The organism is Chitinophaga qingshengii, from assembly GCF_014529935.1.
GTDB classification, from domain to species: domain Bacteria; phylum Bacteroidota; class Bacteroidia; order Chitinophagales; family Chitinophagaceae; genus Chitinophaga; species Chitinophaga qingshengii.
The window spans coordinates 839,894-861,119 of sequence record NZ_JACVFC010000001.1 but is presented as its reverse complement, the minus strand read 5'-3'; the positions used below and the strand labels follow the sequence as shown (position 1 = coordinate 861,119).

19 protein-coding genes and 1 tRNA gene are annotated in these 21,226 nt (G+C 48.0%); 16 read left to right on the top strand and 4 right to left on the bottom strand.

Going from position 1 to position 21,226, the window contains the following annotated elements:
• Nucleotides 1-29: 29 nt before the first annotated feature.
• Nucleotides 30-1,169 carry an AI-2E family transporter gene (locus ICL07_RS02915; protein WP_188086445.1) on the bottom strand — a complete coding sequence of 380 codons (1,140 nt, stop codon included), beginning with the start codon at nucleotides 1,167-1,169 and terminating at the stop codon, nucleotides 30-32.
• A 130-nt stretch (nucleotides 1,170-1,299) separates the two neighbouring features.
• Here ICL07_RS02915 and ICL07_RS02910 point away from each other — a divergent pair, with 130 nt between their 5' ends.
• Nucleotides 1,300-2,388 carry a family 20 glycosylhydrolase gene (locus tag ICL07_RS02910; RefSeq protein WP_188086444.1) on the top strand — a complete coding sequence of 363 codons (1,089 nt, stop codon included), beginning with the start codon at nucleotides 1,300-1,302 and terminating at the stop codon, nucleotides 2,386-2,388.
• 64 nt (nucleotides 2,389-2,452) lie between these two features.
• Here the strand turns inward: ICL07_RS02910 and ICL07_RS02905 are convergent, their stop codons facing one another.
• Nucleotides 2,453-3,379 carry a helix-turn-helix transcriptional regulator gene (locus tag ICL07_RS02905; protein ID WP_188086443.1) on the bottom strand — a complete coding sequence of 309 codons (927 nt, stop codon included), beginning with the start codon at nucleotides 3,377-3,379 and terminating at the stop codon, nucleotides 2,453-2,455.
• A 422-nt stretch (nucleotides 3,380-3,801) separates the two neighbouring features.
• On the opposite strand from ICL07_RS02905, the gene ICL07_RS02900 reads away from it, so the two are divergent.
• The 6 genes from ICL07_RS02900 (at nucleotide 3,802) to ICL07_RS02875 (ending at nucleotide 9,107) form a co-directional block, all read left to right on the top strand.
• Nucleotides 3,802-4,167 (top strand): hypothetical protein, encoded by a 366-nt coding sequence (locus tag ICL07_RS02900; protein ID WP_188086442.1) that lies wholly within the window; start codon nucleotides 3,802-3,804, stop codon nucleotides 4,165-4,167.
• A gap of 60 nt (nucleotides 4,168-4,227) precedes the next feature.
• Nucleotides 4,228-4,575 (top strand): DsrE family protein, encoded by a 348-nt coding sequence (locus tag ICL07_RS02895; protein ID WP_188086441.1) that lies wholly within the window; start codon nucleotides 4,228-4,230, stop codon nucleotides 4,573-4,575.
• A 177-nt stretch (nucleotides 4,576-4,752) separates the two neighbouring features.
• Nucleotides 4,753-5,622, top strand: coding sequence for a type IX secretion system protein PorG (porG, locus tag ICL07_RS02890; protein ID WP_188086440.1), 870 nt, complete (start codon nucleotides 4,753-4,755; stop codon nucleotides 5,620-5,622).
• Between the two features lie 669 nt (nucleotides 5,623-6,291).
• Nucleotides 6,292-6,612 carry a hypothetical protein gene (locus ICL07_RS02885; RefSeq protein ID WP_188086439.1) on the top strand — a complete coding sequence of 107 codons (321 nt, stop codon included), beginning with the start codon at nucleotides 6,292-6,294 and terminating at the stop codon, nucleotides 6,610-6,612.
• A 109-nt stretch (nucleotides 6,613-6,721) separates the two neighbouring features.
• Nucleotides 6,722-8,644: a menaquinone biosynthesis decarboxylase gene (locus tag ICL07_RS02880; protein ID WP_188086438.1), complete on the top strand. Its 1,923-nt coding sequence runs from the start codon at nucleotides 6,722-6,724 to the stop codon at nucleotides 8,642-8,644.
• Complete coding sequence (locus tag ICL07_RS02875) at nucleotides 8,616-9,107, top strand: DUF6265 family protein (RefSeq protein WP_188086437.1); 492 nt, start codon at nucleotides 8,616-8,618, stop codon at nucleotides 9,105-9,107. The genes ICL07_RS02880 and ICL07_RS02875 overlap by 29 nt, the downstream gene beginning before the upstream one ends.
• Nucleotides 9,108-9,248: 141 nt before the next feature.
• Here ICL07_RS02875 and ICL07_RS02870 read toward each other — a convergent pair whose 3' ends face one another.
• Nucleotides 9,249-10,832, bottom strand: coding sequence for a peptide chain release factor 3 (locus ICL07_RS02870; protein ID WP_188086436.1), 1,584 nt, complete (start codon nucleotides 10,830-10,832; stop codon nucleotides 9,249-9,251).
• Nucleotides 10,833-10,934: 102 nt separating this feature from the next.
• Between ICL07_RS02870 and ICL07_RS02865 the strand changes: the two genes are divergently transcribed.
• From ICL07_RS02865 to ICL07_RS02845, 5 genes are all read left to right on the top strand, one after another.
• On the top strand, nucleotides 10,935-12,191 hold the full coding sequence (locus ICL07_RS02865) for an ABC transporter permease (protein ID WP_188086435.1): 1,257 nt from the start codon (nucleotides 10,935-10,937) through the stop codon (nucleotides 12,189-12,191).
• A gap of 24 nt (nucleotides 12,192-12,215) precedes the next feature.
• The gene (locus ICL07_RS02860; RefSeq protein ID WP_188086434.1) at nucleotides 12,216-12,515 is read left to right on the top strand and encodes a hypothetical protein; all 300 of its coding nucleotides are present in this window, start codon (nucleotides 12,216-12,218) and stop codon (nucleotides 12,513-12,515) included.
• 64 nt (nucleotides 12,516-12,579) lie between these two features.
• Nucleotides 12,580-13,584: a tRNA (adenosine(37)-N6)-threonylcarbamoyltransferase complex transferase subunit TsaD gene (gene tsaD, locus ICL07_RS02855; protein ID WP_188086433.1), complete on the top strand. Its 1,005-nt coding sequence runs from the start codon at nucleotides 12,580-12,582 to the stop codon at nucleotides 13,582-13,584.
• 160 nt (nucleotides 13,585-13,744) lie between these two features.
• Entirely contained in the window at nucleotides 13,745-15,871 is a 2,127-nt protein-coding gene (locus ICL07_RS02850) for an alpha-L-fucosidase (protein ID WP_188086432.1), read from the top strand.
• A gap of 7 nt (nucleotides 15,872-15,878) precedes the next feature.
• Complete coding sequence (locus tag ICL07_RS02845; RefSeq protein ID WP_188086431.1) at nucleotides 15,879-16,601, top strand: tRNA1(Val) (adenine(37)-N6)-methyltransferase; 723 nt, start codon at nucleotides 15,879-15,881, stop codon at nucleotides 16,599-16,601.
• Here the strand turns inward: ICL07_RS02845 and ICL07_RS02840 are convergent.
• On the bottom strand, nucleotides 16,596-17,807 hold the full coding sequence (locus ICL07_RS02840) for an NAD(P)-dependent oxidoreductase (RefSeq protein WP_188086430.1): 1,212 nt from the start codon (nucleotides 17,805-17,807) through the stop codon (nucleotides 16,596-16,598). The two genes, ICL07_RS02845 and ICL07_RS02840, sit on opposite strands and share 6 nt — an antisense overlap.
• A gap of 140 nt (nucleotides 17,808-17,947) precedes the next feature.
• Here ICL07_RS02840 and ICL07_RS02835 point away from each other — a divergent pair.
• From ICL07_RS02835 to ICL07_RS02820, 4 genes are all read left to right on the top strand, one after another.
• A tRNA-Leu gene (locus ICL07_RS02835) sits at nucleotides 17,948-18,031 on the top strand.
• Nucleotides 18,032-18,221: 190 nt separating this feature from the next.
• The gene (locus tag ICL07_RS02830) at nucleotides 18,222-18,596 is read left to right on the top strand and encodes a hypothetical protein (protein ID WP_188086429.1); all 375 of its coding nucleotides are present in this window, start codon (nucleotides 18,222-18,224) and stop codon (nucleotides 18,594-18,596) included.
• Between the two features lie 724 nt (nucleotides 18,597-19,320).
• Nucleotides 19,321-20,442: a glycosyltransferase family 4 protein gene (locus ICL07_RS02825; protein WP_188086428.1), complete on the top strand. Its 1,122-nt coding sequence runs from the start codon at nucleotides 19,321-19,323 to the stop codon at nucleotides 20,440-20,442.
• A gap of 253 nt (nucleotides 20,443-20,695) precedes the next feature.
• On the top strand, nucleotides 20,696-21,214 hold the full coding sequence (locus ICL07_RS02820; protein WP_188086427.1) for a UpxY family transcription antiterminator: 519 nt from the start codon (nucleotides 20,696-20,698) through the stop codon (nucleotides 21,212-21,214).
• Nucleotides 21,215-21,226 lie beyond the last annotated feature (12 nt).

The window sequence follows — 21,226 nt, the reverse complement described above, 5'->3', positions numbered from 1 at the left end:
CTCGCGGCTTTTCTGTATGGAGGATATTTTTATTTTTTAGGTGGTTCCGGCGTTTCGGTGATGTCATCTACGCCTGGTTGGCCTTCCTGGTCGGCTATCTGGTTAACTTTTTCGGTCTTTTCCTTTTGTTCATCTCCCAAAAGAATAGCCCAGGGGTTCATATAATCCACACTCTCACACACGATTTTGATAATAGCGATGATAGGGATCGCCAGGAACATGCCGGGGATGCCCCATAACATATTACCCAGTACCACGCCGATGATAGTGACAAGGGCGTTGATTTTTACCTTGGAGCCCACGATACGGGGGAGGAGCACGTTACTGTCCAGCAGGTGAACGAGGAACAGGGCGATACCTACCTGTAAAGCTGATATAGGCGTTCCCGTAGTAAGGGTGACCAGCATGCTGATAATGAGTGCCGTGAAGATGCCGATATAAGGGATGATATTGAAGATAGCAGCCATTACACCCAGCAGGATAGCGTATTTGATACCCAGTATCAGGAAGACAGTGGTGTTGAGTATGGCTACCACCACCATTTCTATCATGAGGCCGCCTACATAGCTTTTGATGATAAAGCGGGTACGGGCGAGCACGCTGAGCAGTGTTTCCCGGTGTTTATCCTGGAAGAGCCTTACCAGGAAGGTGATGAGCAGTTTCCGGTAAAACAGCATGAAAAAAGAGTACAGCAATACAAACACCACGAAGATGATCAGGGAAGACAAGGAGAGGAATGTCTGGCTGATGAAGCTGGTGGCGGTTCCCAACGTACCCAATGCAGCTTTTTGCAGGTAATTGATTTGTGCATTGGAATCGATATGGAACTTATGATCTACCCAGTCCTGCAGGGAAGTGATGGTGACCATCAGTTTCTTTTCCAATTCCGGGAAATCGGCGATGAACGACTGCATTTGCGTGCCCATCAGGAGCATAATCAACAGTACGACGACGATAAACAGCAGCACCGCTATCGCCGCTGCCAATCCCCTGGGTACCCGGTATTTTTCCAGGAAGTGGGCGACGGGTAGCAGCATAATAGAGATGAGGAACGCAAACAGCAGCGGGATAATGATTTCGCTGGCCATATGCGCGATATATATCATTAAGATAAGCGATAACAGGGTAAACGTGAGCCTGGCGTTAAAAGGGAGCTTGAACTCGGTCATGGATTTGCTTTTGCATCAAATTTATTAAAAATCATATGTTTTTGCATGTAAAATTATCTAATGCCCGATTTCACTATAGAAAAAGCGGCGCATTTGTTATTTTGTTGCAAACGTTGGAAAAACACCCTTTATGAAAAAACTATTGACCATGCTGTTGCTGCTGTTATGCGGCACTATTCTGTATGCATCTCCTTCAAGCGCTTTACCGAAAGACACCTTACCTGTACGGGGCTTTTGTATTGGCGCTCCCAGTGCTGCCGGTTTGCCGGCTTTTCTGAAATTTATCCGCGAGGAGTTGGCGCCGCGTCATATCAATACGCTGGTGCTGCGGGTAGATTTTAACTATGAGTTTACCTCCCATCCGGAGCTGCGCGATCCCAACCCGCTGACCAAAGCCCAGGTAAAAGAGCTGGTGAAGGTATGCCGGCAGCTGGGTATCCAGCTGATCCCGCAAATCAACCTGCTGGGGCATCAGTCCTGGGCTGGCACTACTATGAACCTGCTGAAGGTATACCCGGATTTCGATGAAACACCCTGGGTTAAAATGCCGGCCAAATATGAATGGCCTAATGCGGATGGCCTGTATTGTAAAAGTTATTGTCCCCTGCATCCGGGTGTACACAAAGTGGTGTTTGCGCTGGTAGATGAGATCTGCGATGCTTTTGAATCTACCGCCTTCCATGCCGGTATGGATGAGGTATTTTACATCGGGGAGGACAAATGCCCCCGTTGCGGTGGCCGTGATAAAGCCGAGCTGTATGCCGGTGAAGTATGGAAAATCCGTAACCACCTGGCAGAGAAAGACCGTACCTTATGGATGTGGGGCGATCGTTTACTGGATGGTAAACTAACCGGTATGGGCATGTGGGAAGCCAGTATGAATAATACCCACCGGGCTATTGACCTGGTGCCTAAAGACGTGATCATCTGCGACTGGCATTACGAGCGTCCTGATAAAACGCCGGTGTATTTTGCCTCCAAAGGTTTGTCGGTCATTACCTGTCCCTGGCGCAGGCCAGACAATGCCGTGGCACAGCTGAAGGATATGTATGATTTCCGCCGCACCGCTACTCCCGAGATGAAACCCCGTTACCAGGGCATGATGCAGACCGTATGGTCTGATGCCGGATCTTTCCTGGATGAGTTTTACGGTCGCCGTAAAGATCCCAAAGGAGATACCACCAGCGCCAATTGTTTCCGTGCACTGTTTACCAAATAAGGAACGGTTATAAAACAGCAAGGCCCGGGCAACCATGTTGTCCGGGCCTCGCTGTTGATCGTATTTAATAATGTTTTCGCAGTAGCGGGATGTAGATTTCGCAGGCAGTGGAGCCATTGAGCACCATAAAGAAATGGTTACCGCTCATTTTAAAGTTCCCTTCCTTACAATTCTGATTGATGAAATTATACATTGGGATACCGGCAGTAGCAAAGTCCATGGGGACGGGCAGCCGGAGGTATGTACCGCCGGGTATGCGTTTGCGCATAAGGTAGCCGTAGTTGTTATTCATGTATTCATGTGCAGCGGCGGTGTGCAGTGGTATACTAACACCGGCGTAGATGGATATTTTTTCATAATCGGTTACCGGTACCGAATCGAGGGTGCCGGTAATGATGTTGGCGGTAGATATTTCCATTTGAGCCAGTATTCTCGAGAAGGCAGTATAATACTGGTTCATTTTAACGATCATTTCACCGATGGGATTCTGGCCGCGGGACAGCAGGGAGTAGTACAACATAGAATCGGGTAGTTGTACTCTTTCGCCGCGGTCGTACCGGAAGAAATTTCCGAAGATGTCTGTGCCGGCGCTGGTGGTAATTGTTTCGATGATTTGAATGGTTCTTTTTTCGTTGGGTAGCTCTGCGATGCGGCGGAATTCTTTGGGACTTTCCTTAAAGTGTTGTTTGAAAGCCTTGCTAAAAGCTGCGGTGGTAGCGTATCCGCAAAGATCGCTGATGATGCCGATGGAGTGGCCGCTGTGGCGTAACAGGCCGGCGGACAGTTCCAGGCGGTGGCGTTTAACATAGTGCCAGAAGGGTTCTCCCATGTAGTCTGCAAAGTTGTGATAAAAATAGGAGTAGGAGATACCGAGGCGTTCGGATACATCTTTGATGCTGAATGTATCGCCGACATGATCGTCGGCGTAAGACAATCCCTGCAAGGCAAGATGCTCCAATTGTTGTTTGGTGATAACAGCAGTTTTTGACATACTCGATTTTTGGTTACTTCACGGGATCGGTGATTGCTAAGTCCTGATTAAAAACGGGCACGGATGTATTATACTTATCTTCCAAGTTAATTTTTTTTGATGGTAACACGTTTGTTTTTTTGAGAAAAACTTTACCAATTATAGAAATGATTTATAATGAAGAGATTATAAGACACAGTGCGCAGCAAGGTGATCTTATTAAAAGTCATATTATTTAATGATGTTATGTTTTTTAGGTGGCATTAGTTCATGTGGAATGATCATATATGAATTATTTTTCTTGTTTTTCCCCCGTGGAGGATTAAAAAAAAGCCAGAATGGACAATTTTTTGTCCGGTTGATTCGATAATTTTAATGATAGGCCATTTTCAGGTAACCACGATTAAAAGACATTGCGTTTCTCATTTTCCATCCGATTTTTTATGTTGTCGATCCTGGTGTGGGGTTGTGCCAGCCGGGGCGCCTTGCAGCAGGATCCACCGCCGGTACAGGCTGCCGGTAGTGGTATGGCCTGGGTGCTGTTTATCCTGATACCTATGTTTTTCCTGCTGGCTGCATTACTGTCAGTATGCTGGATGGTAATGGTACGTCAGCGTAAAGCCTTGTTGGTAGCGGAAGTGAACCTGCATCAACAGGAGATCCGGTCGGCCACGCTGGTATTTCAGCTGCGCGAAGCGTCCCGTAAATACAAGGCCCTTTTGGAGGGCAATACTGTTTCGCCGGGGCGGGGCAATAAACATTCCGGTGCCTCCCGGCCGGAGGACAACGATGATATGAACCCCGGGTGATGCTGTTACCCACAGCATTTTTTTGTTTGTATTTACCTGTATTTCAGTAGGTTTGTTTTCATGCAAGTTATTTTTCAGATTACTGCCGGTACTCCGGAGGCACAGAAAGCATTATTAGGTCAGCTTCACAATCTGTTACAATATTATCATGAGCGGCAGGCCGGTATAACCGTAGAAGTAGCCGTTCACGGCGACGCCTATCCGTTGTTGTTTGCGGCAGGCAATCCGTTTGCCGGCAAGGTAAAAGACCTGCATGGCCGGTCCGTCCGCTGGCTGATATGCCAGAATACGATCAACGGTAAGCAGTTAACCCCGGAGCAGCTGTTTCCTTTTGTGGAAGTAGTGCCGGCAGCGGTGGCACACCTGGTAGAAAGGCAGTCAGAGGGCTGGTCGTATATCCGTTGCTGAGCCGTTTTTTCGGATTAGTTGTCAACAGCGTATTACTTAATTGGTTTATTAGTTTATTTTTACATCTTTAATGGTTGATTCACCGGAGAAGGACTTTATTTTTAGCAGGGACTTCACCAAATAAAACTGTTAATCAGAGCGTTTAATAAAGGACTAACCTCTAAAAACCAAAATACTTTGAAATTCAGACAATTTGCCGGAATACTGTTGTTATCCATGGCAGTACCCTTTTTTAGTTTCGCGCAGGATTGGCATGTAGGTGCTTTTGCCGGTATTTCCAATTACAGTGGTGATCTTGTTCAGCAAAAGGTAGACATGAAGTACACCCGGCCGGCACTGGGCTTGCTGGTTAGAAAGGACATCAACCGGTACCTGTCGCTCAGGGCTGGCTTCACCTGGGGCATTGCAGCCGGCGCTGACAGCACGAATGCGAATCCTTTGCTGGTAGCCCGTAATCTCAGCTTTAAAAGCAACATCTTTGAAGGTAGCCTGATCGCTGAAGTCAATTTCCTGGACCTGGATGAGAAAGGGTTTACGCCTTATGTGTTTATCGGCGTAGGTGGCTTTGGTTTTGACCCTACAGCCAAAGACGCCTCCGGCAACCAGGTACGCCTGCGTCCTCTGGGTACAGAAGGGCAGGGGCTTCCACAATATCCGCAACGCCAGCCTTATGACCTCTTTGCCTGGTCTTTCCCCATGGGCGCCGGCGTGAAAGCTATCCTGAACGATAAGTGGACCCTGGGCTTTGAAGTGGGCCTGCGACCCACCACCACCGATTATCTGGATGATCTAAGCACTAACTATGTAGATAAGAACACCTTGCTGGCTTATCGTGGCCAGAAAGCCGTAGATATGGCTTTCCGGGGTGATGAACTGAGTGGCAAACAAACACCGGGTGTGTATCCTGCCGATGGCACCATACGTGGTTCCAGTAAATATAAAGACTGGTATGGATTCACCGGCTTTACCATTACCTACCGTCTGGGTGGAGGTAATAACAATGGCTGGGGAAAAGTGAAAGCGACAAGATGTCCGGTGTTCAGGTAACAGTTATTGGTATAAAGTTTGCTTTCCCTCATCGACTTTCAACCCCCAATAAAGTCCATTTATAAATTGTATCCCGGCCCTTCAAAGCCGGGATTTCTTTTGTGGTAAAGGGATTGGTTTTATTGGCATAGTTGTTGAATTTATTTGTTTAAACAGGTAAAGAATCGCAGGCACCAGCTTAAAGTAGCTGCAGCATGGTTCAGAAATCGCGGAGAGAGTAATGAAACACTACCCTGTCAAAATAAGCTGGTATGCATTCTCCTGTTAAAAGTTAAAATCAAAGTGTCATGAAGAAAATAATATACTTAGCGGCAGTGATGATATTGGCGGGCACGATGACTCTTTTAGCACAACATCGGCCACCGGCACCTCCGCTTCCACCCAGGCCGCCGGCTCCAAGGCACTTACCACATCCGCCGTTGCCACCAAGGCCCCCTTTTCCACCACCACGGCCGCCGAGGCATCCGCATGTGCATCATCCGCACAGGCCACCCATGCCTCCACACCGCAGACATTATAAAAAATACAAACATCATAAACACAGATACTACAGTTATGCCGGATATCCTGGCGCTCAATACGCCGCTAATTCCGTCGCTACCCTGTATAGCCTGTAATACAGCACACTGCAACATTTATTTTGCCAACCGATCTTAAAAAAACCGAAACATGAAAAAAGTACTGCTGATTATGCTGCTCCTGGGTGGTACCGTAGCTACCACCTACGCCCAGAGAGGCTGGGACCGCGGAAGAGGCTGGGGCCACGGACATGACAAACATTACGACAAATGGGAACGCAAACAATGGAGAGACAGAGACAGGGATTGCCGCCGTTGGGATGATGACTACTACCGTCCGAGAAGAAGGGTAGTATACGTAGAACCGGCTTATTACCCGGTACCCGTACCCGTTCCGCCACCACCGCCAAGACCATACTACGCACCCAGGCCCAGAGCCGTATTTCATGCGGGTGTAACTATTGTCAATTGATAACTGAGATCAGATAAATGAGGTGCCTCCCGGTATTATACCGGGGGGCATTTTTTATTGCGGTGCGGTATGTTTACTTTTGTTAATTGGTTCATTAGATAAATTAACAATGGCATATAAAAATCTCAGGCACTTTATAGAGAAGCTGGAACAGGAAGGCGAACTGCTGCGCATCAGTACATATGTAGATCCAAAGCTGGAAATCGCGGAAATCACGGACAGGGTCAGCAAAATGCCCGGTGGTGGCAAAGCCCTGCTGTTTGAAAATACCGGTTATGATTTTCCTGTACTGATCAACTCCATGGGTAGCTACAAACGTATGTGCATGGCCCTGGGCGTACAGGAACTCGATGATGTGTCCCGCGAAATAGAAGACCTGTTTAAGCTGCTGTCCAAACCTAAGGAAAGCATCCTCGACAAGTTGTCTATGCTGCCCAAACTGGGCCAATTTGCCTCCTGGATGCCCAAAGTAGTGGGCGGTAAAGGCGCCTGCCAGGAAGTGGTGATGACCAATCCCGACCTGGGAAAACTGCCGGTACTTACCTGCTGGCCTAAAGATGGCGGCCCTTTCATAACACTTCCCGTTATTCATACCAAAGACCCGCTGACCGGCAGCCGCAACGTAGGCATGTACCGCATGCAGGTGTTTGAAAAAGACATGACCGGTATGCACTGGCATAAACACAAGGTGTCTGCCAAACACTTCATGGAGTATAAAAAACTGAATAAGCGTATGCCCGTAGCAGTGGTACTGGGCGGCGACCCGGTATATACCTACTCAGCCACCGCACCTCTCCCTGAAAATGTGGATGAGTACATGCTGGCGGGTTTTCTCCGGAAGAAAAAAGTAGAACTGGTAAAATGTATTTCCCAGCCCGAAATAGAGGTGCCTGCTGATGCCGATTTTGTGATAGAAGGATATGTAGATCCCGCAGAAGAACTGATATGGGAAGGGCCTTTTGGCGACCATACCGGTTATTATTCACTGGCCGACTGGTATCCGCGTTTCCATGTAACCGCTATCACCCATCGTAAAGATGCCGTATATCCGTCTACGATAGTAGGTATTCCGCCGCAGGAAGATGCCTGGATCGGTAAAGCAACCGAACGTATTTTCCTGGCGCCGATCAAAATGACGCTGGTACCGGAAATCATCGATATGGAAATGCCCGTGGAAGGCGTATTCCATAACCTGGTGATTTCACAGATCAAAAAGGATTACGCCGGACAGGCACAGAAAGTGATGAATGCTATGTGGGGCGCCGGACAGATGATGTTCAACAAAATCCTGGTGGTAAGTGATGAAGGCGAAAGTATCACCGATTATAAGAAGCTGGCGCAGTACGTATTCCGCAACCTTAACCCGGCTACCGATATTTACCTGAGCCAGGGCCCGATGGACGTGCTGGACCATTCCTGCTCCAAAATGGGCTTCGGCGGTAAGATGTGTATAGACGGCACCCGGAAATACGAAGAAGAAACGGACAACACCTTCCTGCAGGAAGCCGCACCTAAAACACTGGACAGTGCCGCCATCATGCAGCAGTTCCCCGAGATAAAGGGTATCAACAGCAGCCTGCTGGCGATGGACATTCCCTGCATCCTGGTATCGGTGCAGAAAAACCGTCCCTTCCATGTGCGGGAGCTGAACGAACAGCTGTATACCCTGCCGGCACTGGCAGGTATCAAAATGGTATTGTATGTGGAACACACCGTAGATGTGACCGACCTGGCTTCTGCACTGTGGCGTTTCTGTAATAATATGGACCCTAAGCGTGACAGCTTTGTAATCCGCAAACCCGCTGCCGAAAATGGCCGCTACATCGGCGCCATCGGTATGGACGGTACGTTAAAAACCAGGCTGCTGGACAACTTCGAGCGGGACTGGCCCAATATCATTGTGGCAGACGATGCGACCATTCAAAAAGTGGACGCCCTCTGGAAAGACCTGCAAATAGGGCCTTTTATGGCGTCGCCTTCTCTCAAATATAAACACCAGATCTATGGCGAAGAAGCTGTGGTGGAGCAGTAGCCTGGTGCTATTGTTACTGCTGGCGGACAGCGTTGGCGCTGCCGCGCAGGTACGTCCTGCTGATTTCAGGATGCTCGAGAAACTACGGGGCACCTGGATCATGAAAACACGAAGGGGGGCGGTGGTGGAAACATGGGCCCGTACCAACGATTCCACCTGGAGCGGCAAGACCTGGCGCGTAACCGGCACCGACAGCTCCTTGCAGCAATCGGTAGCCCTGGTGCGGCAAGGCAACGATATCTTCTTTATTCCGGCCTATGAAGGCCGTGAGGAAACCTCATCCATCCGCCTGAAGCTGCGGGTGCTGAAACCCATCGGCTTTGTGGCGGAAGACCTGGCGAATGATTTTCCGCAGAAAGTGACCTATCGCTTTAAAGACGAAGAACACCTCGACGCCAAAGTAGAAGGGAAACGGGACGGTACGGTGGAGCAGTATATCTTCCCGTATCAGCGGGCGGAATAAAGATTTATGGATGTAGAGATTTACGGATTTACGAATTTCGGGATTTATAAAAAGCGAAGACCTGAGCGATATATATTTGCTCAGGTCTTCGCTTTTATCTTCGTACAAATTCGTAAATCCGTAAATCTCTAAATCCGTAAATTATTTGTGTATTTCGGAAGTGAAGTTGAACTGGATATCCGGGTTGTTGGTTCTTTCGGTATTGAGGTACCATTCGGACTGGGCCAGGTACACCAGATGTCCGTCTTTGTCTTCCACGATATTGGCGGATTTGAAGCGGATAAAGTCCTCGATTTTGTCTTTGGGACCGGTGATCCAGCAGGCCTTATAGAAAGGCAGGGTATTGAACTGGGCGGCGGCGCCATATTCCTGCAGGAGGCGGTATTGGATTACTTCGAACTGGAGGTCGCCCACGCAACCGATGATTTTGCGGTTACCGCCGTGTTGGGTGAACAGCTGGGCTACGCCTTCATCTGTCAGCTGGCGTATACCTTTTTCGAGCTGTTTGGTTTTCATCGGGTCTTTATTGACCAGTTCCTTAAACAGTTCAGGGGAGAAGCTGGGGATGCCGGTAATATAGAAGTTTTCGCCTTCGGTGAGGGTATCGCCGATTTTGAAGTTACCGGTATCGAACAAACCTACCACGTCGCCGGGGTAGGCATCGTCCACGATATTTTTTTCACGGGCCAGGAAGCTGTAAGGGTTGCTGAAGCGCACATCCTTATCGAGGCGTACGTGATGATAGAATTTATTTCTTTCAAATTTACCGGAGCAAACGCGGAGGAAAGCAATACGGTCGCGGTGGCGCGGATCGAGGTTGGCGTGGATTTTAAAGATAAATCCGCTGAATTTGTCTTCATGCACATCGATTTCGCGGGTATTGGTTTCGCGGTTACGGGGTGTAGGCGCGATGTCTACGAAAGTATCCAGCAGGTCTTTTACACCGAAGTTGTTTACCGCACTACCGAAGAACACGGGCGCCAGTTTGCCCTCGAGGTATTCTTCCTTATTGAAGGTATCGTATACGCCTTCGATCAGTTCCACGTCGCCGCGCAGTTGTGAAGCGTCGTTGGCATCGAAGTGTTCATCTACGAAGCTGCTGCTGAGGTCGGGGAGGGCTACCACGTCTTCATCCGTCGCTTTTTTATTGGGCTGGAAGGCCACAAAACTTTTGTCGTACAGGTTGTATACGCCTTTGAAGTCCTTGCCCATATTGATAGGCCAGCTGAGGGGCCTTACGCGGATACTGAGTTTTTCTTCCAGTTCATCGAGCAGGTCGAAGGGGTATTTACCGTCGCGGTCCATTTTATTGACGAAGATGATCACGGGCGTATCGCGCATGCGGCATACCTCCATGAGTCTTTCCGTTTGTTCTTCCACCCCTTTTACGCAGTCGATGACCAGTACTACGGAATCCACCGCGGTGAGGGTACGGTAGGTATCTTCCGCGAAGTCCTTGTGACCGGGGGTATCGAGGAGGTTAACCAGGATATCGCGGTATTCGAAGGTCATAACGGAAGTGGCCACGGAGATACCTCTTTGCCGTTCAATTTCCATGAAGTCGGAAGTAGTGTGCTTCTTGATTTTATTGGATTTCACTGCACCGGCCGTTTGGATAGCGCCGCCGAACAGGAGGAATTTTTCTGTCAGCGTGGTTTTACCGGCATCCGGGTGGGCGATGATAGCAAAGGATTTTCTTTTATTGATTTCGTTAACGTACTTCATATATAACCAAAAAATGGCTGCAAAGGTAACTAAATTTTTTTTCCGGCTATATTTCGTGTTTATTGGTGAGGAAGGTGGCTATAAATCCGCTAAATTTGAAATATGATAGCTACCCTGAAAATATTAGCGACCAGTTTAAAGATGGCTGTAGATGAGCTGCGGGTGAATAAGCTGCGTACATTTTTATCCCTGTTGGGCATTACCATTGGTATCTTCTGTATTATCGCCGTTCTGACGCTTACCAACAGCCTGGAACGGAACGTACGGAGTGACCTCAGTCAGTTGGGAGAGGACGTTATTTACGTCCAGAAATGGCCCTGGGGAGGCAAGGGTGATTATCCCTGGTGGAAATACATGAACCGGCCGGTACCGGAATACAATAAAGACTTCCGTGCCATCCAGGACAAGGCGCAGAGTGCCAGTTACGTTTCGTTCAACTTTGATGTCTCCAACAAAAAGGTAGAATATGGGGACGATTATATGGAGGGGGTGAACGTGATGGCTGTCAGCAATGATTTCGACAAGATACAGCAGGTACAGATCCTGAATGGCCGTTTTTTCGCCAATACGGAGAGCAATAGCGGCAGCAATGTCGCGATACTGGGGGCTACCATATGGGAAGGACTGTTTCCCTCACCCGAGCAGGCCATCGGCAAAACGGTGCGTATTATGGGCCGGGAAGTGAAAATCATCGGGGTGCTGAAAAAGAAAGGCGAAAGTATGATTGGGGGTGCGAATTATGACAACGCGATTATGTTGCCTTATCGTTTTGCGCGTACCCTGGTAGATGAGCGGCGTTATGCGGACCCGTATATCCAGGTGAAGGCGAGGCCGAACGTGTCTATGGGGCAGCTGCGGGATGAGCTCCGGGGGATTCTCCGGGCGGCGCACCGGTTGAGGCCCAAAGAGGAGGACGATTTTGCCCTGAACGAGATCAGTTCTGCCAGTGAGAGCCTGAACTCCATCTTTGCCGCCATCAATATGGGCGGTGCTTTTATTGCATTTTTCTCCCTGGTGGTAGGCGCCTTTGGGATTGCCAATATTATGTTTGTATCTGTAAAGGAAAGGACGGGTATTATCGGTCTGAAGAAGGCCATTGGGGCCAGAAGGGGCATTATCCTGGCAGAATTTCTCATGGAAGCCGTATTATTATGCCTGATTGGGGGAACTTTAGGGCTGGTGCTGGTATATCTCTGTACAATTGTCATAAATTTGATCAGTACGTTCCAGATGTACTTGTCCCTGACCAATATTATCATGGGGCTGTCCATCTCAGCGGGGGTAGGTGTGCTGGCGGGCTTTATACCGGCCTATTTTGCCAGCAAGCTGGACCCGGTAGTGGCCATCCGGAGCAATTAATGATCATCCCTCAAATAATCTGGTATGAAAACAGTGTCCCTATGCGTGGTTCTGTTTATATTTGCAGCATGCAAGACATCCCCTCCGGCCAGTAGTTGCCGGTATACCGGTGTGGTAAAGGATTTGAGCGGTATAGACGGTTGTGGGCTGGTGATTGAAATGAAAGATGGCAGCACTTTGTTACCGGTGGAGTTTGCCATCCCGGGTTTTACCCTGAAAGCCGGCCAGGTGGTGAAGTTTGATTTTATGGAGCTGAAAGACCGGGCCACCGCTTGTATGGGAGGGCGGACAGTGCGCATAGAATGCATGCAGGAGATGAAATAATGGATAGTAAGTACATACGAAGAGGCGGGAGTATTCCCGCCTTTTTTATTTATTTTTGCCGCTTATGTCAATAAAAATACTAGCGATAGAATCTTCCTGTGACGATACCGGTGCAGCCGTGCTGGTAGACGGTAAGGTGCTGTCCAACCATATAGCCAATCAGAAAGTACATGAACAATACGGTGGGGTGATTCCTGAGCTGGCCTCCCGGGCGCACCAGGAAAACATTGTGCCGGTAGTGGATATTGCCTTGCGGACAGCCGGCGTGAAGCCGGAAGAGCTGAGTGCTATTGCCTTTACCCAATCGCCCGGATTGATCGGGTCGTTGCTGGTGGGGAGCTGTTTCGCCAAGTCCATGGCTATGGCTCTCAATAAGCCGTTGATAGGGGTGCATCATATGCAGGCGCACGTATTGGCCAATTTTATTGACGATCCCAAACCTGATTTTCCTTTTCTCTGTCTGACTGTTTCCGGAGGCCATACCCAGATTGTGCTTTGTGAAAGCCCGCTGAGCATGCGGGTGATCGGGGAGACGCTGGATGATGCCGCCGGGGAAGCATTTGATAAAAGCGCCAAGTTACTGGGGCTACCTTATCCCGGCGGCCCGCTGATCGACAAATACGCCCAAACGGGCGATCCTGGCCGGTTCAAATTCCCTGAGCCGCGTATCCCGGAGCTGAATTTCAGTTTCAGCGGTCTGAAAACGGCCATTCTCTATTTCCTGCAGGAAAACCAGCAGCAGGACCCGGCGTTTATCCAAAACAACCTGCCGGATATCTGCGCCTCCATTCAACAACGTATTATCAGCATCCTGCTCAACAAAGTAGTAAAAGCCACCAAAGAAACCGGTGTCCGCGATGTGGCCATTGCCGGCGGGGTAAGCGCCAACAGCGGTTTGCGTAAGGCTTTGCAGGAGTACGGTGAACAATACGGCTGGCGCACCTTTATTCCCAAATTTGAATACTGTACCGATAATGCCGGTATGATCGCTATTGCAGCGTATTATAAATACCAGGCCGGCGCCTTTGCCTCGCTGGATGCTGTGCCTACAGCCAGAGCGGCATTTTAGCAGCGGAGATAACAGCAGGTAGTGGCTTCCATGGCACGATAGTGCTGTGGAAGGCGATTCCGTTTATTTACCACTATAAAAAGATAAGATGCTATCCCTTTACTGAAGTTAAACGATTTAGCTTTAGCGCAGATAGTTAACGAAAGTACACGTTAGTCATATGAAGAAAGTCATTGTTTTTTTGTGGGCATTATCCCTGACCGTTGCCGGTTATGCGCAGGACACTGTTTTGCAGCACAGCTGGAAGAACCAGAAGTATTCCATGTTTATCCACTGGGGTGCTATTTATTCTACGCTGGGCGGCGTATGGGAAGGCAAGCCGGTCACCCGTGGATATAGTGAACAGATTCAGTCGCATGCCGGTATTTACAGCGATGTATACGGCGATGTAGCCAAACGTTTTAACCCGGAGCACTGGAATGCGGATTCCATCGTATTACTGGCTAAAGCAGCAGGGATGAAATCGGTGGTGATGACCTCCAAGCACCATGATGGTTTTTGTATGTTTCATTCCGCCTATACCGATTATAATGTGGTAGATGCTACGCCGTTTAAACGCGACGTGCTGAAGGAACTGGCGGAGGCTTGTCAGCGTCAGGGGTTGAAGTTTGGGTTGTATTTTTCGTTGATAGACTGGCATTATCCGCAGGCTTATCCTATTTCCAGCAGCAACAGTGATCCTATTACCCCCGAACATCATCAGTTTAATAAGAAACAGGTGACCGAGCTGATGACCAACTACGGTCCGGTTTCAGAGATCTGGTTTGACATGGGATCATTGACCGCCACACAAAGCCAGGAGCTGGCGGAGATTGTCCACCGGCTGCAGCCCGGTTGTATGGTGAGTGGCCGTTTGGGTAACGATGCAGGCGATTTTTGTGTGATGGGAGATAACCAGTATCCTGATTATAAAATTGCATCTGCCTGGCAAACGCCGGCATCCGTATATGATGAAACCTGGGGTTACCGTTCCTGGCAGCAGCATGGTCCGGCTGCAGAGAAAGCACATGAGAAATTATTGGGCTTAATTAAAGTGGTGAGCCGTGGCGGTAACTATTTATTGAATATCGGTCCGCGTGGTGACGGTTCCGTCGTGGATTTTGAAAAGGACGTACTGCTGCGTAACGGTCAGTGGTTACAACAGAACGGCGAAGCCATTTACGGCGCACAGGCCAATCCATTTGATACCACTTTCACCTGGGGCGAGGTAACCACCAAGCCCGGCAAGTTGTATCTGCACCTGTTGCAGACACCCGCCAACGGAGCGATCGTACTGCCGGGGCTGACCAGCGCCGTATCGCAGGTGACCTTGCTGGAAGGCAATAAAAAACTGTCCTGTAAAGTTAGCCGTCGCGATGGCGCAACTGTGATACAATTGCCTGCTGGTTTTCAACTACCAGCCCAGTCCGTGCAGGTATTGGCACTGAGCTGTAAAGGCGGGGTGCATATTACCCCGTTGCATCAGCTGAAAAACCCGGTAGCATTGAACCGGCATAACGCCGTTCCGCTGTATAGCTTTTCCGGTGTGGATTACGATAGTTACTACCGCAGCCAGGTTGGAGACCGTTGGGCTTTTACCGGGGCGCGGCCGGTGAAAATGAGCGTTGTATACAGTGCCGCCGAGAAAGGCAAAACCGTGCAGCTGACCATCAACGGCGCAGCACAGGAAGTAGTATTGAACAGTGGTACCGTAAAGGCATTGAACAATAATGCCGCCTCGCTGCAATGGGGACCGATGTATTATTCCGGTCCTTACCGTTCCGGCATAAACGGTACCCACGGCGATCTTCACCATATAGATCTTACCAAACCTTTATCCGCCCGTTCCGGTAAACCATGGGAGCTGCGGACCGACTGGAAAAACGATGTCATACAGACCATGCCGGGCGACCGTAACCTGGGCTGGTACGTATTGCAGGAGATCACTGCTCCGGCTGCCGGGGACTATCTCGTAGGCTTTAGCAGTGGTGATGGGATTGCCGTATATTTGAACGGTGAAGAGCAGGCGGTATATAATAATCCCGAGCGTGGTGGTACACAGCAGGAAGTATTGCTGCTGCCCTTAAAAGCCGGCAAAAACCAGTTGGTGGTGAAGTATTACAGCCGTTTCGCCAAAACATCGTCCTGGGGTATTCACCGGCAGGTGCCACAGGAAATGTACATACAGCCGTTGTCGCAACAGCTGGGCGGTGGCGGAAAAGAGCAGGCTATAGAAGTAAGACAGGCGAAGCCAGTGTCTATACATCGTAACCTGCGGATGCCGAATTTATCAATTGTGATGGAGTGATAACCATATGGGGAATACGTATTTCCGATTCAAACAATTTAATATAGACCAGGAGCACTGCGCCATGAAAGTGTGTACAGACGCCTGTATACAAGGCGCTTTTACGGCGCAGTACCTGGCTTCCGGCGCTATAACGGTGTCGGCTATACTGGATATCGGCGCCGGTACCGGTTTGCTGAGCCTGATGATAGCACAGCAGATAGCCGTGCCCGTTACTGCAGTAGAGCTGGACCCCGCAGCGGCGAAACAGGCGGCGGCTAATTTCCAGGCATCGCCATGGGCGGAGCGGTTACAACTAACGGAGCAGGACGTACGAAAAATGACAGGTGGCGTGCCGTTTGATTTTATCGTTACCAATCCACCTTTTTATGAAGCGGCATTAAAGAGCGGGCATGCGCAGAAAGATCAGGCCATGCATGCTACCAACCTGGCTTACGATGAGTTGTTGGCCGCCATAGACCAGCAGTTGGCGCCGGGAGGGGAGTGTTCCGTATTGCTGCCCTATGTGCAGTTCGAAGTGTTCCGGGAGATGGCGGAAGCAAAAGGTTATCATCTCCGGAAAGCACTACAGGTAAAACAAAGTGTTAAACACGGATATTTCCGCACGGTGGGCATCTTCAGTAAAACAGCAGGAGAGACGGTAGTCTCCGACTTGAGCATTTATGATGAGCATCATCATTACACCCCCGACTTTGAAGCTTTACTGCGTCCTTATTACCTGAAATTATAGCGGGTGCACATAATCCTCCAGGTAGGCAAAATGGTGCGTTAGCATGCCGTTGGCCGCGATGGTCGCATTTTCAATCATGCTGCTGTGACCATTCAGTAATTCCTCAAAAACATATTTCATGATCTGGTCGCCGAAGTACTGGGAGGCATCCCGGGGTAGTTCGTTGGGCAGATTGCTGACGCACATCATATCCACGGTGTCCGGCAGATAGGGCGCCGTTTGCTGCATCGTTTCCTTTATCACGCCATATACGGGATCTTCTATGGTACTATCGCCCAGGTTGCAGGGCACAGAACCGTGCGTATCATCCGTAATATCTGCGATCACTTTGATGCGGAAGTTGTCCTTTTTCAGATCGGCCGCCTGGAATAACTGCGGGATGTTGTGGTCCCAATAGATGCCGTTCATGAGTATATCGCTGACGGTCACATAGGGGAGGAAGCGGCATTCGTAGTTTTCAGGGTGCGCGTGGAAGTCGGCCCGGCTATAGGTTTTATCGTTTCTGCGCAGATAGAGTTCACCTGCTTTCAGTTGGGTATATACCGGGTAAGCATATTGATTGACCAGGTATTCCTCCGGTGGTATGTATTTGATACCGAGCAGTCCCATGATTTCCAGTACGCCGGCAGCTACGCGGCCGGAGCCGGTCAGCACGATCTTCATCGGCGGTAGTTTCACGCCGAAATAATGCGTGATCAGTTCCTGGAAATCGTGGCAGGTATGTACCGGTTTAAACGCAAATGCGCCGGTTTTACGGCCCAGAGCCTGCAATCCGTTATGTGCGCCTACCACGCCCGCGAAGAAACCGAAGCCGAGGATACGCTGACCATCGGGGTGTACCAGGCATTCGTAGTCGATCAGCGTGATGTTTTTCTCCAGGATCACCTGCAGCATATGTTGGTTATGCGGTTGTTTTTTCTTGGTATGACTGAAAAAAAGGTAGGTCTTGCCCGGGATCAGAAATTCCGGCGGCACTTCTTTAATACCCAGTAATAGCTGGCAGCTGCTGAGGTCTTCCTGCAGGGGGATGCCAGCCTTGCGGTATTCCTCATCCCGGAAACAGCGGTGGGGAGAGGGTTGAACGAGTACCTGTACCTGCGGAAAGTGTTCCATGATCCACTGGCATTGCCGGGGTGTGAATGCCACGCGGTTATCGTGCGGTTGTTTTTCTTCCCGGATGAGCCCTATTAAAATCCTTTTTTCCATCTTTGAATTTACTGTAATTTTTAATGTCGTTGTAACCGGGAAGGTTATACGCGCATATTTTTAAAAATATATTTTGCGGATTAAAAAAAGATTTTCTACATTTGCATCCCGCTTGACGCGGAAAGGTCTTGTAAAAGATTGCCCAGATGGCGGAATTGGTAGACGCGCTAGACTCAAAATCTTGTTTCGGCAACGGAGTGCAGGTTCGATTCCTGTTCTGGGCACAGACTAAAGCCCGTAAATGCTTACATTTGTAGTGTTTACGGGCTTTTTCTATTTTCGCAACTGTCGCATATTAACCCTTTTTTTCACCTTTTCACACCGTTTGCGGCGAACAAACGGCGAACACATTGGCGAACAGTTATGAATATTACGATTTCAACCAAACCCTCACGGGCCATGGTATTACTTTGAGTGGGGCAAGGGCCCCGGGCGGCGCAAAGCCTCTGGAATATTTACCTGCGCCAAGGCGAAGGATCAGATAGAAAAGAACTTCAACAAGGAACAGTTAGCAATATTGAAGATCAAAGCACTATTACAGTAAATAGCGCCGGAACACCTAATATACCATCTCACCGCTTTAAAGCAAATTTTGTTGGCTTCTATGAAGAGTTTGTTGAGAAGAATAAAAGTGAGACAAACAGAAGCTTGCCATGCAGTTTAGAAAAGTTTAAAGAGTTCCTATTTAGAAAGGTGAAAAATTTATCTCCTGATGTTTATCCTTTTTGGGAGCAAGGGTTTCATTCTTCAATTGACTTCTACGGGATCTCTGCGATAAAGGGAGGGTGAGTGCACGGTGCAGAAATGTGGCAGCAGAGGATAGAAATGCCTCATAAATTGGCGGAATATATTGGGACAGTCCGTAACCCGATTTTAGAAGATATTACAGTCTCAGAGCTGCTGCTTTCACGTAAAGAAATCGCTGCGGTACTGCACATTTCACTTGTTACCTTTCATGATAGGATGAAGCACGGACTTCCTTTTCATAAAGAAGGGGTAAGGTGTATTTCTTGCAATCAGAAGTAATGAAGTAGTGACACACTATCTTGCTAATCCTCACACTGGAAGATTGGCTTTATAAACTCAAAATGTAGCAGTCAAATGTAGTAATTTCAGTATCAGGATTGAATTTCTCAAGCGCGATAATTTTTTTTGATTTTTAAAAAAAATAGTTATTTTTATTCTGAGTTTGTTTTTAACCAATTAAAAACTCCAAATCAACAGCCTTATTTGATGCCTTTTAGATGACTTATTCGCATTGTTTAGTTTCCGTATAATAATTATTGTTTGACTTGTAACTGTAGCTTACTTCGGCGAAGCCGTATTTAGCCATGAGCAATTGAGGCTAGTGTATTTTTATTTCCTATGACCGATAAAATTATGATGCGTCTTTATCACTGATAGAGGAGCATTTTTCTGTGCCATTTGTTTTTAACTAGGGCTGTCAGGTAAATGCTGTCAGGTAAATAAAGTAAGTACCTATGTTAATGCCCAGGAATGTTAATTCTTTTCTATGAGAATACTATTGGTTAACCATCAAAATCCGACGGATATTAATGCATTTTCAGGTACTCCATTTTTTATGGCACGTGAGATGGCAAATCAATTCGAGATTGTGCATTACAATGCTTTTGAAGAACCGGAGCTATATAGGAAAGTTTACAATGATGGGCTGGAATCGGCGTTGAGACCTATAAGCAATCGCCTGGTGACTTTCCTTCGGTCGGAGGTAAAAAATTACGACTATGTAATTTGTCAAGGTGGCAACTCAGTAGTTCCATTTTATAACCATTCCATACCACTGGTACTATGGCATGATAGTATATGGGGTACATTTCTGCACGGATATTATGATGATTTTCGGTTTGAAGATTTTAAGAAGAATTATTATAATCTTTATCTGTGGGATAAAGCCTCACTGGACAAAGCAGCTTTGCTGGTATTCTCATCTGACTATGTGGCGGAAGCCTGCATTAGCCGTTACCAGATACCCGAAAGCAAAATCAGGGTAGTGCCATTTGGCGCAAATATTTATGAGCCTCCGTCTGAAGATCTGCTTCGTTTGGCACTGAATACCCGTTTGGATTCACCGAATATTCATTTTACTTTTATTGGTAAGGACTGGAAACGAAAAGGCCTGACGCTTGCATTTGGTTTGGTTGCGGCACTGAACGACAGAGGTATTCCTTCCATATTGACCATAGTAGGGGCTAATCCAGATATTCCTGATATCGTCAACGCTCCATTTGTAAGAACTATCGGGATTGTTGACAAGGCAGTTCCGGAGCAGCTTTCATTATTTCACGAAATATTAAAGAGCACACATTTTTTACTGCATCCAGCCTTCTCAGAACCCTTTGGAATAGTATTATGTGAAGCGAATGCGTATGGTATTCCTGTGATAGGAACGAGAATAGAAGGCCTGACAACCATTGTGAAAGATGGTGTAAACGGCTATTTATTTAATCTTGAAGATTTTGTAGAGGATGCCTGCACCTGTATATCCCGTTTACAGGAAAATCCCTCAGATAATTACCGGAACTTATTTAATATGTCATTACAAGAGTCTGTGCAGCGCTTGAACTGGCGAGCCAGTGTCACACATTTAAAACAAATATTGCAGCTGTTTATGTAATGCTGTTGTTTGTTTTCCTAATTGATTGCAGCGGATCGGTTGAGTTGAATGCGTACGCCGTTATTCTTTGAATAGCCATAAATGCCATAAATAAATATATAGTCTAAAATTCCATCCGTTTTGATCGGTATAATTCTCAACGTTAGTAAGAACAACGAAAATTCCACATTTAATATCAGTATGCTAACAGAATAGCTGCCAGCTTGGCTGAGATATAGTGCCCTAATATAAGTTTAACCTAGTCCACTTCCATATGCACTCACATATGCACTCACCCGAAAAAAATAAGCGCTGGTTCGTTGCTTATACACTTCCCCGAACAGAAAAAAAAGTACACAGCATCTTGAACAATATGGGAGTGGAATCGTTTCTGCCCCTGCAAAAAGAGGTGCGAGTGTGGAAAGACAGAAGAAAGAAACTGGAAGTCCCTATGTTTCCCAACTACATTTTCGTACACTCGGTACCGGGGGACAGATATGGCATATTGAAGATAAGAGAGGTGGTCCGATATATCTCTTTTGAAGGAAAACCTGCTACAGTATCTTCGGAGTTGATAGAGGCCCTGAGAAGAGTAATCGATTCTCAACCGGAGGTAACAGGCGATCCTATTTATATTTCCGGGATGGCGGTAAGGGTGGAAGATGGTCCCTTTGCAGGTATAGAAGGATTGATGATACGGAAAAATGGCCGCTCCAGGCTCGTTATCGAAATACAAGTTCTCCAACGTAATGTTTCAATTGACATCTCAAGTCATATAGTTGTTCCTATTTAAGGCCATTTTCTT